The organism is Paenibacillus sp. FSL H7-0735 (assembly GCF_038008505.1).
Taxonomy (GTDB): Bacteria; Bacillota; Bacilli; order Paenibacillales; family Paenibacillaceae; genus Paenibacillus_AQ; species Paenibacillus_AQ odorifer.
The window spans coordinates 4,183,375-4,198,427 of record NZ_JBBOZH010000001.1; the positions used below are offsets into that span (position 1 = coordinate 4,183,375).

Genomic DNA, 15,053 nt, shown 5'->3' on the forward strand with positions numbered 1-15,053 from the left:
TTATCTATTTTTAAGTATTAATGTATAATTAATTGTATATAATTTTATCATTTAGGAGTGGTAATTATGAAGGATGCAATACCAATTAATGAATTATTTAATAATTTAGATAAAATGACTAAATTAATCTTTTACAAGCTATTTTTTGATACACCTGATGCAATTTACTGGAAAGAAAATATTCGAAATCAAGAAATGAAATACAAAAGAGGAGAAGTAGAATGCAAAATTCAAATACATTCAATTCGTGTAGCAATGATTAAATTAGAAGCCTCTATGATTATTAGGGAAAGCGCTAACGGAAGAAAAACTGAATATGCTCTATCTGATTATGGTAAGCACATTGTTCAATTGTTGAAGAAAAATGGACAAAAAAAATAAGCCCTCCGTTAAGGAGGGTTTTATCATTTTCTAATTTTCGCTTCGGCTTTCTTTTTTATTGATTCAGCAATTTCATCTTCTATCATTTTTAATAGGATATCAATTTCTTTATCGCTCATTTTAATATCAACTTTATTTAATTGAACTTGTACGAAATGAATTAACACTGAACTTTTCTCGGTGAAATTTGTTCCATTATACTTATTATAATTTTGTATGTATTCATTAATCTGTTCTTCTCCAATTAGTTTGATTGCATATAATAATTGGGTTGTCGCTGTCTTACCTATTCGTGCTATTAATACTTCTTCAAATGTATCTACAATGTCTTCTGTCTTACCAATGATACCTTTATCTTTCAAAAAGTTGAACGTAACCTTGATAATAATTCCTACGATAACCGTTAATAATAAAAGTTCTGCTTCACTCATAGTTACTCACCTCTTCGAACGACTATTTCTGATAACAGATAAATGTATTCGTCCATTGTTATAGTCCTCTTTTGTATTTTTGAAATCCAATTTAAGTCTGATATGATTTTTTTGTCTAATTGCTCTTGAACAATCGCTTCAATTCTCTTCCACTGCCAATCTGATAATTTCATAAATAAATCAACCTCCACAGGTATTTTAGGTTCTTCAATTTTGGTACAATCTTCAATTTCTTTAAGTACATCTTGAATAAAATTAGCAAATGTTTTACCAATTCTACTAAAAGCGTGATCTGGATCCACTTTGCGTTTAGGGTCAAGTTGCTTATGCGATACTAGGTGTTTTATTGGATTTAAACCTTCTAAGTAGAGCGTATAGGCATTAAACCAAACAAAGCGTTTATACGCCTCCCTTGACCTTTCTAAGTCTGTAAAGAAGCATAGTTCGTGTCCTAATGCCACATCGTTTGCATCGTCACCGAATAAGCTATTATCAGTCGTTACATTGTAAAGTACGTGCCAGGCTTTTTCGTCTAATGGGATACAAACAATAATTTCCTTATCGTCAATAAATGAATGAGCAGAAGCTACTCTGAAAGGCACAGGTTTCCCATCTTTATCGTTATAAGCTTCAAATCTTTCTCCATTAACAATTTTAAATTTTCTATTTAAGTAATTTACGTTGTTTCTTGCTGTAGAATTTATATTTCCTGTATCGTGAGCAACTTGAAACAGTCGTTTATCAGCTTTTATTTTGGATCGGTTTATTGAATTGGTTAAGTATTCGTATTTAATTTCATATTTCATTTTAAAAGCCATCAATATCATTCCTCCTATTTAATTGAAATCTTTGAAGTATAACCTGAAAATCAAAAAATAAAAAAGACATTGGAGTGTCCCAACGTCTTTATAATCCTAAAAATGATAATAATTTATCTGCGTGTTTCCCTGCCAAACCAATAACACCAATACCTACACCAACTGACGAGAATTTAATAATAATATTTAGTAACTTATTAACAGTTTGTTCTTTATTATTATTTTCTTCTCTTGTTTGGTTTATTGTTTCTTGGAATAATTGTTTTTGGTCTTCTCTCGCTTCTTTTTGAATTGCTATTATTTCTTCAAAGTATCGTTTGTTCTCCAATTTTAATTCAATAACTTGATTATTTAGTTTCATAAACTGATTTACATCAACTTTCTCCCGATTTAATTTATATGCAAAAGTTTCTAACTCATTTAATTTTTGTGCATAAGCTTTAAGATTTTCTTCCTGTTTATTTATTCTTTTTAATAATTCTTCATTATTTTCTTGTGTCATATAATGTTCCTCCAAAGTATATAAAAAGCATAACTACAATGAGCTATGCTTTGCTTATTAGTATGATATTGTTTTTATTTTTATATTGAATTTTAACTTTTTGACCAGCTTCAACTTCGATTAAGCTTGGTATTTCCAAACCTCCCTCAGCTTGTGATATCAAATCAACAATGGCTTTTTTAGTTACTTCATTGTATGAAATCACATTACAAGAGAGTATTTTAGTAGAACTATTACTTATAAACTTTTGGGTATTGTTATCAAATTTCTTTCTAATTTTTAAATAATCGAAAGTAGCCATAAAAACCTCCTTAAAAAAGTAATATTGACTTGAAATGAATTGTTGTTACAAAACCACTAATATCCATACCGATAATAACAAACCTTTGATTTGCAGTTGCACCACTATAATTTGGGTCAATTATTGAAATGGTATCTCCAATATTCAAATCTGCTCTAATATTAATAACAGTTAAACTACCGTGATATATTGTTTGCTTTTGAAAGGCTAAAACTTCATTTACATAGTTATTAAGTTTAGCTTGTGTATCAAAGTGATCTGACTCTAAAGCAAGCTCATTTTCTCCCCACTCATTAATGTTAGTAATGTCTTCTGCTCTTGCAGTGTATCCTTCTGTTGCAATATGCGTTGAAGTAACAGTGACTACATTGTAATAGTCTTGGGTTTCACTAATTCCTAATGACTTTATTTCTGAAGCTTCAAATGTATATTTTGCATTTAGATTATCAATCTTCTTCAATTCAAATCTATTGTCTTTTCTTCTATAAAAAATCCAATTTGGATATGCCGCCATAAGTATTGTTATATGTTCATCTATATAATTATCATTAGAATAAAAAGCTGTATTAACAGATGGACTTGTAATAGGAAGATAAATATCACTTGAAGTGTATCCTGCTTTAATTATTAAGCGCTCTAATGTTCCTCCAAGAGAATCTGTTGGTAAGGTGAAATTAGGTTTCTTCTTATGTAATTTTGAAGCGCCAATATCTACATTAACTGTTATTGAGTTAGAGGCAACATCAGAAGCCTCAACGTTTGTTATCTTGCCGTTTAGAATGTCCATTTTCACTTCTGTGCTTAAAGGATAGATAGCTGATATTTTTACGTTGTTTCCACGCTTAAAAGCCCTCTGAGCCTTATTTGGACCAAAGAATGCCCAAACGTCCTTCCCTTTATGATCTACAAGGAATTCAAATGTAGCTGAAGTATTCATATAATCCGTAGAATACGTAACACTATAATTTTTAAGAAACTCATTTACGTTTTCTTTGTATATAATCCCAGGCTCAGCCTGATAAGTTGAAACCGACTTATAATACTTAGAAAAATTTATCTCTTTATCATAAGGAGCTTCACCGTGTCCAAATAGAAAGTATAACTCATCTCTAATTGGGTCTCTGAACCAAGAAATCCTAATAAGCGGCACTCTCTTAATATCATTATTGTCAGTTTCGAGATAAAACTTTTCTAACTTCGTAGCGTCTTCAGTCATTTTATAGTAATAGTATTTTCTCTCTGAACTATCATAGACGTAATCACTAATTACATAATTACTTAGTTTTTGATATAATCCATAGAATTTTACCAAATTATTATATGGATCGGTTTGTGAAGTAGTCGATAGTTGAGTCATATCAAAGGTGGCGAAAGTTCTAATGTCATATCTTATATAATTTACGTAAATGAAATTATAAAAAAGCATCCAACTATTTTGTGAAGCTGTATGTGAGAATGAACTTGTATCGACATATATTAATTCAAATGTCATTAAATCTGTACTTTTGAACAAACCAGCAAAATAATACATTTGTCCCAACTGCCCAACTCTTCTCACAAGATTAACTGCATAATAATTTCTATCAGCTAACATTTGAACACCACTAAAACCATCAATTAATACATACTTGTTTCCACTTTTATCACTAAAATTATCGCAATTAACGACTATATTCATTTCTGTAAATTCATTGAAAGAATCACTTTCTTGAATCGTAAAGAGTTTAAAATTCTTTCTATTATCTGGATTATCATTTGGACTGTAATAATTACTTGAAAAGATATTTAAATCAATATGTTGATAATCTAATCTTAGGTTTAACTTTTGACCCGGATTGTTAGGATCGTCTGGACGTGTCATCATTTGTATCATTCCATATTCAGCATCTCTTTTATAAATTTCGTTATCAGAATGAATCGTTAAATAGTAAAAATCGCTTAATTTATAAATTTCGTGACCATCGTATGTATTATTTCCTAAATGAGTAACTTCTCTCTCTATATAATGTGGTGTTTCTATGAGAGGCATTGCTGGCAATTTATCTATATTAATTTCTAATTTAGGAAATTGATAATAATCTGCTTTAAAATATACTGGCAAACTTGAATGAATTGGTGCTGACATTTTTTCCACCTCCCTATTAACGTTTATAGATAAATGATAAATGAACCGTATATAAACCCTGCGGTCCGGCAGGTTGTCTTAGTGAAGAAATTATTACTTTTATTTTGTTTTCAAAGTCGTCTTCAAAATCATAAATCCTTCCACGTTTAGACCATAACTCATACAACATTTCATATTCAGGTCTTAATATTTTAGAAAAGATTAACGTAAATTCATAATCTTGTTTTGATGGTTGAATTAGTTTAATTGTTCCGTCTAGCATTACTTCCTTTCTCTCTACTGGTTTGAGCATTTCAGAGGAATAATCGTCTGGTTTCAAGCGACAAACTTTTCCCGATACAGGGTCACTTATTTTTATATAATCATTCAATTGAATCACCTTCTTGTTAAAATAAAAGAAGCAGATAATATCTGCTTCTAATCGAAAACCTTATTCAATGCGTTTTTAAATGTCCATTCAGTTTCTTCTTTTGTTTGACCTACTATATTAAAGTTGTTCTCCATTTGCACTTTTGTTTTTGGTTCCTCTTTGTTATTACCAGTAGCCTCATTGTATCCCCACTTAGCGAACTTTGAGACTTGATAAATACCAGTAGTTTCCCAAGCAGCATTACCAAGGTCTTTCCAACCTTCTGGTGACTTTAAATTACTTAAATCGGTAAGTGTCTTGAATCGATCAATAGCACCATCGAGTTCAGTTTGAAGGGCTTTTAGATTCTTAGTAAGATTATCTGCTATTCCAGTTTTATTAAAGAAATCAGTCCAACCTTTTACGAACCAATCCCATTTTTGAGTTAAAACATAAACTAATGCAATAATTGAAGCAATTAATATTCCCCACAAGCCACCTTTTGCAAGCGTTGTGATACTCATACGTGCTATACCACCAGCTCCACCAGCAGCTCCACCAATACCAAGCCATCCAGCAATTGTAGATAAAGCTTTTATGACATTAACTAAACTAGGTAATAAAACAACTATTGCACCAATACCAGCTACCAATTTTAACAAAGCACTATAAGCCTCTGGATTTTTATCAGCAAATTCAGATATCTTCGTTATAATTTCTCCAAGTTTCAAAAGAAAATCACTTAATACTTTTATTCCTTCTTTTATTGCTGGTTGTAATTCAGTCGAAATTACTTTCCCATTTTTATCGAGTGTTTCCTTTATGAACAATTTGTATATTGGATCAGCTATATTTTTAATTAATTCTTGTTTGATTGTTCTGAATGTTGCTTCTATTTTTTTACCATCAATTATAGCTTTTTCATTTAGCTTTGCAGAGTTCTCATTTACAACTACACCTTTACCTAATGTACCGTGTGCTAATTCAGTCATTTGGGCTTCCCAGAATCCTTTGTTATCTTCATATTGAGAACCAGCAAGAAGAACACCAAGTTCTTGTGCTGCCATTGGGTTATTAACTTTAACTTTCTCGTATTCAGAAGCCAAAAATGTTAAAGCTTCTTTATTTCTACTTCCATCGTCCTTAATTGAGCGAAGGTAAGATAAGTATTTAATTATTTTTCCATCTATTTGTTTCTTTTCTGTTTCATCTGCTTTATTGTAGCCCCATAAAGCTTGAATACCTGTATGGTATTCTCCTCCCTCACTTAAATCTAAGGTACTTTGAACAGTCATTTCCTTCATAGTTTCAAGGAATTGAGCCGCAGAGAATGTTCCATTATCCCTAGCTAAATTTGCAGAGTCTATATACTCTTCTCTTGTTATCCCATTAATTTTTAATACGTTTGTGTATTCAGCAATACCCTCAAGCATTTCATCTTTTGCATCAGGAAATGCTTTAAGCATTGCATTTACCCAAGAAGCGGATTTCTCATAAGTATCATTTCCTAAAACATTCTTTTTACCTCTATCAACAGCAGTTATGTATTGAAGAACATCTACACCCATAGCTTCCGCATTTGCAACAAGCATCTTTGTAGTATTTTTCAACTCTGTCTCTTTGGGGTCCTTTAAAGCCGCTTTCTCCCAATGACTCTCATTCCCTGTATAAATAAGTTTCTGAGCGGCTATGATACTTGTTTGGTCTTCTCCAACACCACTTCTATTTATCTCTTCCATATTCTCTCGGTGTTGTTTTGTTCTTTCTTCAATCAAATCAAGCTGTCTTCCGTATTTAACGAATTCCAAATTATTGTTCTCACTCATTTTAGCTAGTGCAGTTGCGCCAATTGCAAATCCTCCAACCCACTTAATATAAGCATCTCTTGCGGCTGTCGCTTTATCAGAAAAGTTTTTTAACTTATCTCCAAAACTGCTTATTCCATTTGCCGCTTGATTTGAACTAGAAGCAGATTGATTACTTGCTCTCGTTAATTGACGCAACCCTTGGGAAGCACGATTTGCGTTTGAACCAACGTTTTGCAATTGTCCTGAACTATTACGTGTAGCTTGTGTTAAACGATTATTGTTATTCGCAGCCTGATTAGCTGATTGACTAGCATTTTGAAGACCTTGAGCTGCGTTGTTGGCGTTACTTCTTACCCGATTCATTTGATTAGCCATTATTTGCGTACCACTTGCAACACGAACAACCCTACCATTTAATTGATTCATTCTATTAGACATATTCTGAACGCCTTGAGCGGTACGAGTAGAACTTCTATTCAAATTATTCATTTGTTGATTCGTTCCTCTAAACTGTCTTGCTAATCTTTGAATACTACTAATAGCATTACTTACATCAATAAATACACTACCGACAACAGTGTTATTCCCACCACCGTTAGCTGACATAAAAAAAACACCTCCTTCGGTGTTAGATTGTTATTTCTCTTTTATAAACAAACCTTGACTACGATACTTTTCTAACTTTTCATTATAAATTTCATCTCTTGTAGGAGCGATATTCCAAAACTCTCTTACAAACTTCTTCTTTCCTTCTGTTATCGCTTGAAATTGTTCTGAACTCTCACAATAATATTGTTTTTCATCCATTCTTTCAAACTGAATAAAATCATATCTTTCGTTCAACTCTTTAAGAGATATTCTTGATAAATCATCTTTATAATGCATTTTGCACTGATAATATTTCAACTTAATTGTTTGTCTCAGATTTATTAAATGCTGTTTGTTTGATAATTCAGGAATACTATAATAAAATTCCTTCATCTCTTCACTTATTTCTGATTCTTCTTTCTTTTCTTCTCCCTTTTTTGAAAACGTTCGGCTAAAAAATCCTTGTACTCCACATAAAGCGTGTAGCAAACATCCACAAAATCAAATAAATCTAATTCTGCTAACTCATTTCTTGAAACATTAAAGTATATCGCAAGAGCATCGTATAAGAATTCTCTATTCTTCACGATTATCCAACCAATTTTTAATTTATTATCTCCTGCATCAACTACTTGTTGGAGAATATCAGGTGACTTTTCAGTTTCAATGAAATTCCCAATAATCTGTTCTAATAATTCTAAACTTTGTTCAACTTCTAAACTCTTTACAAACCTAAAATGTTTATCTTCATTCACTTCTATAAAGCATTCTCTTTTACCATCTACAATCTTATCTATAATGTCTAACTTAATTAAACTATCTAATGAAAACATATAATCACCTCATATATTATTTTGTAAAAATTAAAAAGGAGGGTTTCCCCTCCTAAGATTAGGCTAATGGATCTGGAAAGAATTCTTCACCAGTTTTATCTATTACATCTTTCCATTTCGTTAAAACCTTCTCCAATGTATCTGCTTCAATCCAAAATATATCTTTGTTTTCATAAGTTACCGAAAAAAACTTCAAAGGTACTTCCGCTTTAAAATAATCTTGTGAAGAAGCATTAAAATCATTTACTCCACCATTAGCTATAACTTTCAACCATAATCTATATTTTAAATTTGGTGCCTTTGGAGAAAATAACAGAGGCTCTGTTAAAGTTTTCAAATCACGATACCTTTTATATGCATCAGTAGTTACTCCATTTGCATCTGTTTCTCTATGTGCTTTACCGAATTTTGATAAAACATCGTATGTTTTTGGGGCAAGTTTAAGACTACCTTCATACGTTCTATCCATTTGATATTCATTTGCTCCTTTTTTAGCAAATGTATCACGAGATAAAGTTTCATCAGTACCATTAATACTATAACCTTCAGGGGATAAATCATTAGGATCAATTATATCCTTTTCAATTGTTAATGCTGTTTGATCAAATGATTTTACTAAACTAATTTCAAAATCTAAAAACATATGTATCACCTCATAAATTATTATTAATATGTGTATGTCAAAATGGCATTTACAGAGTAAATACCATACTTGTTTTCCGCTAATAAATAGTCGGAAGTGTATCTATGTAAAAAAGATAGAACAGTATATTTTGGAAGTTCTAAACCTTGAATTTGATCGTATTCCAATAATTCTAAAATGGAATCTGAAACGTCACTCACCTTTTGATGGTTATTGTAATATCTCACTACAAACTGAACCTGAACTTCTTTTGTTCTTTTCTTATCGTTTTTACTTATTGTTTCTCCTAATTTGATATAAACCCCCTCAAATGTTTCATCGTAAGGTTTAAACATTATCGGAATTGTATTATCAAACCCTTTTGTATATAGAATTGTTCTAATATCTGTTACTTGAAACTTCATAAAATCACCTACTATATAACTCTTTTTAGTCTATCGAATAAATCTTGTTTTTGGCGTTCAATTATCTTTGTGATGTAATGATCTTCCCCAACTTGAAAGTTAAGCGGTAATCCTGTTTTGGGATTTATCCCTTCGTGAATGTAATTCGCATAAATCAAATGAGAGGAGAAAATTATCTCAATATATCCATCACGCACGACTTGTTGCCAAGTGATATTTGCAGTAAGAGCGCTGCTGGTAATAGAGATTTGATTACCTCCATTAAATTCAACATTAATGGATTGTCGTAGCTGCCCTGTGTCAAGCGGCGTTATTTGAATCATTTCGTATTGAGCGTCAAACGCCCAGTCCTGCGCTTCTTGAATTAGAGCTTCAATAATATGTTGTGGCAATACGTTAATATTTCTTATAAGAGGTTGGAGATTTAGGTTGAAATTAAACATTGTCATTTCAATACCCCAACATAACTTCCAAATCCATTATGAAATGCGTCTTCAATATTATTGATTGGATACCATTTTCCTTTGTATAAAACTCTGTCTCCGTCTTTTAATTCGTGAGTTAATGAAAATATAGTGAGCGTAGATCCATTCTGATTATTTTGGATATTCTGAATAAAACAGTTATTAAGCGTAATAGTTTGTACCATAGTATCCCCCATTTCACTTTCCTCTGTTATTCTTTCAATTGTTATTGGATATCCATTTAACATAAGAAATTCACCATATAATCTGATAAATAATTAACAATTTGATTATGAGAATCGTTTATTTTAATATTTGATTTTCCTGTTAATTGGTAGTTCTCACTAATTTGACCGACTGTTTTACCAGACACAAAAATGCTATCCATATTTTCCATTTCATTCACGATGTTCATTGCTATCACTTGGGCTTTCTTAACCTTCAAAGGTACAGAGCTGCCATTCACACTCAAAGGAAAATTAGCTGATTGGTTCTTATCGTATTTGGGATACCTGAATACTGTATAAATGTTTTCCAACCAATCAAAGGCTTTTTTAGCTAAAAAAATCAAATCTTCATCTTGCAAGGATAATATCTCCTTTTCAAGACAAAGACTTTTTATTTCTTCTATGGTTACATAGCTGTTTATCCCTACTACTAACATAGCTATCACCTACTTATTATTTTGTCTTCTTACTTCTAAGTGCTTCTGCTTCTTCTTTTAATTGTTTAATATAATCTTTTTCGTCATAAGTAATTGCTTCATACAAACCAGATTCTATTAAATTCATTAAATTTGCGTCATCCGTCACATTATCTCCACGAGTGATTTTATACTCTACACCATTAATCTTCATATCTAGATTGATTTTTGATTTATATTTCATTTGCATAATAGATTACCTCCATAAAATTAAATAAAGGCTAGTTGTCACTAGCCTTCGATTAGATATTGCTATAATTATTTAAATTTGTATCGATGTTATTGATTACAGCCATTCTTGAAGCAAGTGGTAAGTCTAAACTCATTTTTGTGTATATGAATTTGTTGATTTCAGTATTATCAATTCCTTTTAATACGTCTAAGAAATAACCTTCACCTAATACCACACCTTCGACTTCTAACTTAGTCTTTTGCATTTGGTAGAAGATTTCTTCTTTTGGTAGGATAATTATGCCGTTGTAACCAGCAAGTAATTTACCACCACGAATACGTCTAATATCACATAAATCTGTTTCAAATAATTTAAATTTAGCTTGGTGTGTAGCCGGATCTAAAACGTCTCTTCCGTGTTTTAATACGAAAGTGAGAACCTTCGCAACATTATTAGAACAAAGCATAACCATATCGTTACCTAAACCGCCATCTTCATCGATTTTTTGTAATGCTTCATAAATAGATACGTCTGTTAGTTTTCCATTTATAACAGTTACTTTTCCATCTCCATCCACATTAGTTTCACCAAGCGTAATAATGTTACCGCCACTTTGGGAGTGTGCCAGGATACCTTGGAACTTATCACTCTTTGGCTTAGATTGGTCTTTTCTTCCGTTGAAGGTGAAATGCTCTATGGATTTAACCGCACGTAAAATTGCTTGGTCTTTTTGTTTGTCTGGATTAACTACCTGACGACCTGTTGCAGACTTAAACGTGTAACCATATGGAATTACGAACTCTTGAAATGGATTTTCAAAAGTGTCAGGTAATACAGTTTGTTTATTTGATAAATCAGCATTTCCTTCATAAACGTCATTATAATCACCACTCAATTGAGATAAATCATTAACGCTTACTTCTATTGTTTTTTCATCAGTTTCTTTAATACCATTACTTGCTATTTCGTTAAATAAAAGTGTTTCATTTTCACCGATAGTTTTTAATCTTTCACTGACTTCTTGTGTATAAGTCGTGGAATCAAAGTTTTTCCCATTTACTAACATTTGCAATTACCTCCAAAATATAAATTCTTAATTTTTTAGAATGTGAGTTTTAACGACATACCTTCTTTTAAACTTTCGGGTAATAAAAAAAGACCCTACTGGTCTGGTCGGTTCATTACTTATATTTTCTCATTAACTCTTGGGCAGCAGTGTATTTACCTTGTCTAATAAGTGCGTTATATTCCTCTTCCCAATTCACTTTTGTTTCACCTTTATTGGAGCCGGTATCAATTTTTGGTTTTACATCTGATTTCTTAATGAAATTATTTATTTCAAGTACAGATTCAATTAACTTAATTGTATTATCAAATTCTTCTTTGCTTTGAAACTTGGTTGAAGGTAATTTATAAGGCTTTTCCTTCAATTTAGATTCAACATAAATTCCAATTTCTTTTTGCGCTTCTTCTTCTCTTTTGTTTTTTATGTATTCTAAGTCGTCTTTATTTAAACCTAATTTAGCAAATAAATCTTCTTCTGATAATTCTGTTTTTGGTTCTTCTTTAACCTCTTCCTTTTTTTTAGTTCCAAATAACTCACCAAAGAATTCAGAAATTTCTTCCTTCACCGTTTTCTTTGGCTGTTTTTCTTCTTTTATTTCTTCAAAAACTTTTTCAATCTCTTTCTCTTCTTCATCTATATTTTTTTCTTGTTGTTCATCTAATAATTGATCTTCTTCCATTCTTCTAATACCTCCTAAATTGTAGTTCTATATAATAATCAAAATAAAGCGAAAAAAACGGACACATTTTCACGTGTCCAAATTTTGTGCCTATATAATTAATAATCCTTTTAAAAATTCACAGGCACTTAATTTGTGCTTATATAGTAAACAAACATTCAAAAACCGTTTTCTTTAGCTCGATAAAAATAATTATTTATTTCTTGGCGGTCTTGCAGGATATACTACGCTTACGTGTTTGCAATTTGGATGGAATAACTTTTTAACACCAGTTACATCGTCTAAATGAGTTTTATTAAGAAAATTATCTTTGGGATTCTTTCCAACATAATATATTTTTCCTTCATAAGGCTCACAAGCTTTACTTGGATTAGGGTGCGAACTAATACGTACATAAAGATACCCAAGCTCCTCTGTACGCTGCTTAACGGCTTGTGTGTGCATATAGCGTGACTCCGTTCGCAAAATCATACGAGAATAGGTTTTAATATCGTATCTACGTTTAGAAGTCGTTACCATTTTAATGCCCTTATCCTCTATTTCCTTTACCATTTCTTTAACAGCTCTGTTAAGCGATTGACCTGATATAGATTGCTTTATTACCTTATCATTCACCAATTTATTAATAGTAGCTTTTATTTGAGGTGGTATTCCTTCTGATGCTCTTTTTAAATAGGTATTCACTTCATTTAAAGTCGCCTGAACTAAATGAAGATTAGGTTTTGCAAATTGAACAGTAGCACTCATAGAAGAAGGGGCATTTTGTAAAATTAATTGTTGATCAACATCATCTATTCCTTGTTGATATACCTCTATAAATAAATCTTGTATTGATAACTGCTGTGAATCTAAATAGTTTTGAAATATCTTATTCACCTTTTTATTTATCGTTTTATAATGTTCAATTTCACTTAACGCAAGTGATGGGTTTTTACTCTTTTGTTTTACTATTTCGAATAATGCTTGTTCTACTTCTTTACTTATCTGCTTATTTACTTTATTCAGTGCATTTATAAGCTTTTTATCCAAGTGTTTATTTATTAAACGGTCAAGACGTTCTGCTTCTGTTTCTTTCTTCTTTTTAGCCATTAAAATCAACTCCTAAAAATAAAGACAGCCCCTTAATTGGAGCTGCCTTTGAATACATTTTTGATTGCTTGAATGATTTTATCAAGTAAGCCCTGATTACCCACCAGCTCTTGTGATTGTTCGTATGGTGCCTCTGTAACGCCCTCTGGTTCCTCTCCTGTATCCTCAGTAGTAAATCCTTCACCAAACTCATTGCGGATTGGTAGATCGGCGTCCTGTTCGTCCTGGACTAACTGAGCCTCAACGTCTAACTCTTCGTCCGTTGAACCTTCAATCTCTTTGGTCATTGTACGCTTAGACTTAATTAAGCCTAAATCAGCCTTTTTCTGTTCCAGTTCAACCTTCAATTGCTCTAATTTTATTTCTTCTTCTTTATCCTTAAATAGAGTGATTTCAAATTCCACTTCTACATCTTCTAACGCTTCTTCATCCACTTCAATATTTTTTCCGTTTTTTAGTTCCAGGAATTCCATTGTGCGGTATAAATCCTGCAAGAATTCTACATAGTTACTTAACTTAGCTTCTACATTGGATAAGGTTTTATAATTTTCCATTTCTAATGCTTTACCTGATTGGATATTACCCGATGCTTGCTTCTCCCTAAATAGCCCTGAATCAATTCCCATAGCATTTAATATCTCGTCTTTTAACTTCTCTTTTCTCTCCATTAACTCTGTAATAAATGAATCAACAGTTAATTTTTCTAATTTGAAGTTTTCCCCGGAAGTTGGTAAGAATTTTTTACCTTCTAAACTCAATTCCTTAATTCCATCTATCATAAATTCAGCTTCTCTTGCAAGTAATTGAATCGTTCCTCTATCTAAAAAGTGATGTGGATTAGCAAAATCAAGAATAGTCTTCTCTTCGACAGTCGCTAATTTATTTAATCGACTTACCTTTGTAATTATATTCTTAGTGTAATCGGAAACAGAAATAAAATTATTAGTTGATTCGTTCTGTACATTCCAAAAGAAAAAGTCACCTTTCTGATGATTAAGATAACCAGTATCTTGATCATAAAAAAATGACTCGTCTGAAAAATCATTGTCTTGATAAGTAATGTATTTATTTATAAGAGTCATATACATATCTTGATTAGTAAGTACATACTTCCCATTATCTTTTACATAGAGTAATTTCACACAATCTATTGGAGAATGTAATATCATTTCAATCTGCTCTTTATCGTCTGATTCATTAACGCAATAAACATAATCAATGTCATTTACATATTCTTCGCTTTTTATACAAAATACATTGGTTGGGTGTGCTTGTCTCAGCTTAAATTCGAATTCATTTGGATTTTTTAAGTTAGGAGCAAGTTGTAAATAAAAATAGGAATTTTTAAACACCATAGAGTGTTCAAATGCCGATGCTAATTGTTTTCTTAATTTATTTTTCTTATTCCATTTCATTATCTTATCCTTACGTTTTAAGGAATGTACAATTATTTTTGCTTTCCTCATAATGTCTAATTTTATTTTTGTTCCATCTCGAAGGATATTATCAATTACATAATGCTCTTTATAAATGTCTTTTAATTCGTGTTGGAAAACACTTAAATGGTCGCCTTCGTATAATCTCTTCAAGGTGTCTAATTCACTCAAATGTTTATCCCTATCTCCAAAAAAATCTTGTGGTAATTCACTATATTTTATTATAAATTCAATTACTGATTTCATTTTACTTCACCTGTC

Annotated in this window: 20 protein-coding genes; 1 reads left to right on the forward strand and 19 read right to left on the reverse strand. The window is 31.4% G+C overall.

The annotated features are described in order from the left end of the window. Positions 1–66 precede the first annotated feature (66 nt). Positions 67–381: a hypothetical protein gene (locus NSS82_RS18995; protein WP_341109845.1), complete on the forward strand. Its 315-nt coding sequence runs from the start codon at positions 67–69 to the stop codon at positions 379–381. 23 nt (positions 382–404) lie between these two features. Here NSS82_RS18995 and NSS82_RS19000 read toward each other — a convergent pair whose 3' ends face one another. The 19 genes from NSS82_RS19000 to NSS82_RS19090 form a co-directional block, all read right to left on the reverse strand. Next, a complete protein-coding gene (locus NSS82_RS19000; protein WP_341109846.1) occupies positions 405–812 on the reverse strand; it encodes a hypothetical protein in 408 nt (135 codons plus the stop codon). A gap of 2 nt (positions 813–814) precedes the next feature. After that, positions 815–1,630 carry a peptidoglycan recognition protein family protein gene (locus tag NSS82_RS19005; RefSeq protein ID WP_341109847.1) on the reverse strand — a complete coding sequence of 272 codons (816 nt, stop codon included), beginning with the start codon at positions 1,628–1,630 and terminating at the stop codon, positions 815–817. An 88-nt stretch (positions 1,631–1,718) separates the two neighbouring features. Continuing rightward, positions 1,719–2,132, reverse strand: a complete 414-nt coding sequence (locus tag NSS82_RS19010; RefSeq protein ID WP_341109848.1) for a hypothetical protein — start codon at positions 2,130–2,132, stop codon at positions 1,719–1,721. Between the two features lie 43 nt (positions 2,133–2,175). Further along, on the reverse strand, positions 2,176–2,433 hold the full coding sequence (locus tag NSS82_RS19015; RefSeq protein ID WP_341109849.1) for a hypothetical protein: 258 nt from the start codon (positions 2,431–2,433) through the stop codon (positions 2,176–2,178). A gap of 10 nt (positions 2,434–2,443) precedes the next feature. Continuing rightward, positions 2,444–4,558 carry a hypothetical protein gene (locus tag NSS82_RS19020; protein ID WP_341109850.1) on the reverse strand — a complete coding sequence of 705 codons (2,115 nt, stop codon included), beginning with the start codon at positions 4,556–4,558 and terminating at the stop codon, positions 2,444–2,446. A 16-nt stretch (positions 4,559–4,574) separates the two neighbouring features. After that, positions 4,575–4,937 (reverse strand): hypothetical protein, encoded by a 363-nt coding sequence (locus tag NSS82_RS19025; protein WP_341109851.1) that lies wholly within the window; start codon positions 4,935–4,937, stop codon positions 4,575–4,577. A gap of 38 nt (positions 4,938–4,975) precedes the next feature. Continuing rightward, complete coding sequence (locus NSS82_RS19030) at positions 4,976–7,321, reverse strand: hypothetical protein (RefSeq protein ID WP_341109852.1); 2,346 nt, start codon at positions 7,319–7,321, stop codon at positions 4,976–4,978. Positions 7,322–7,351: 30 nt separating this feature from the next. After that, on the reverse strand, positions 7,352–7,696 hold the full coding sequence (locus tag NSS82_RS19035; RefSeq protein ID WP_341109853.1) for a hypothetical protein: 345 nt from the start codon (positions 7,694–7,696) through the stop codon (positions 7,352–7,354). 8 nt (positions 7,697–7,704) lie between these two features. Further along, entirely contained in the window at positions 7,705–8,136 is a 432-nt protein-coding gene (locus NSS82_RS19040; protein WP_341109854.1) for a hypothetical protein, read from the reverse strand. A 58-nt stretch (positions 8,137–8,194) separates the two neighbouring features. Continuing rightward, complete coding sequence (locus NSS82_RS19045; RefSeq protein WP_341109855.1) at positions 8,195–8,779, reverse strand: hypothetical protein; 585 nt, start codon at positions 8,777–8,779, stop codon at positions 8,195–8,197. Positions 8,780–8,802: 23 nt separating this feature from the next. Beyond that, on the reverse strand, positions 8,803–9,183 hold the full coding sequence (locus NSS82_RS19050; RefSeq protein WP_341109856.1) for a hypothetical protein: 381 nt from the start codon (positions 9,181–9,183) through the stop codon (positions 8,803–8,805). Between the two features lie 11 nt (positions 9,184–9,194). Further along, complete coding sequence (locus NSS82_RS19055; RefSeq protein WP_341109857.1) at positions 9,195–9,632, reverse strand: HK97 gp10 family phage protein; 438 nt, start codon at positions 9,630–9,632, stop codon at positions 9,195–9,197. Then, the gene (locus NSS82_RS19060) at positions 9,629–9,895 is read right to left on the reverse strand and encodes a hypothetical protein (protein ID WP_341109858.1); all 267 of its coding nucleotides are present in this window, start codon (positions 9,893–9,895) and stop codon (positions 9,629–9,631) included. The genes NSS82_RS19055 and NSS82_RS19060 overlap by 4 nt, the downstream gene beginning before the upstream one ends. Next, positions 9,889–10,311, reverse strand: coding sequence for a DnaT-like ssDNA-binding protein (locus NSS82_RS19065; protein ID WP_341109859.1), 423 nt, complete (start codon positions 10,309–10,311; stop codon positions 9,889–9,891). Before NSS82_RS19065 ends, NSS82_RS19060 begins: the two co-directional genes overlap by 7 nt. A gap of 16 nt (positions 10,312–10,327) precedes the next feature. Beyond that, positions 10,328–10,540, reverse strand: coding sequence for a hypothetical protein (locus NSS82_RS19070; RefSeq protein ID WP_341109860.1), 213 nt, complete (start codon positions 10,538–10,540; stop codon positions 10,328–10,330). Between the two features lie 52 nt (positions 10,541–10,592). Continuing rightward, the gene (locus tag NSS82_RS19075; RefSeq protein WP_341109861.1) at positions 10,593–11,588 is read right to left on the reverse strand and encodes a hypothetical protein; all 996 of its coding nucleotides are present in this window, start codon (positions 11,586–11,588) and stop codon (positions 10,593–10,595) included. A 115-nt stretch (positions 11,589–11,703) separates the two neighbouring features. Then, positions 11,704–12,267 carry a hypothetical protein gene (locus tag NSS82_RS19080; RefSeq protein ID WP_341109862.1) on the reverse strand — a complete coding sequence of 188 codons (564 nt, stop codon included), beginning with the start codon at positions 12,265–12,267 and terminating at the stop codon, positions 11,704–11,706. A 192-nt stretch (positions 12,268–12,459) separates the two neighbouring features. Beyond that, positions 12,460–13,356, reverse strand: coding sequence for a phage minor capsid protein (locus NSS82_RS19085; protein WP_341109863.1), 897 nt, complete (start codon positions 13,354–13,356; stop codon positions 12,460–12,462). Positions 13,357–13,388: 32 nt separating this feature from the next. Beyond that, positions 13,389–15,038, reverse strand: a complete 1,650-nt coding sequence (locus NSS82_RS19090; RefSeq protein ID WP_341109864.1) for a hypothetical protein — start codon at positions 15,036–15,038, stop codon at positions 13,389–13,391. Positions 15,039–15,053 lie beyond the last annotated feature (15 nt).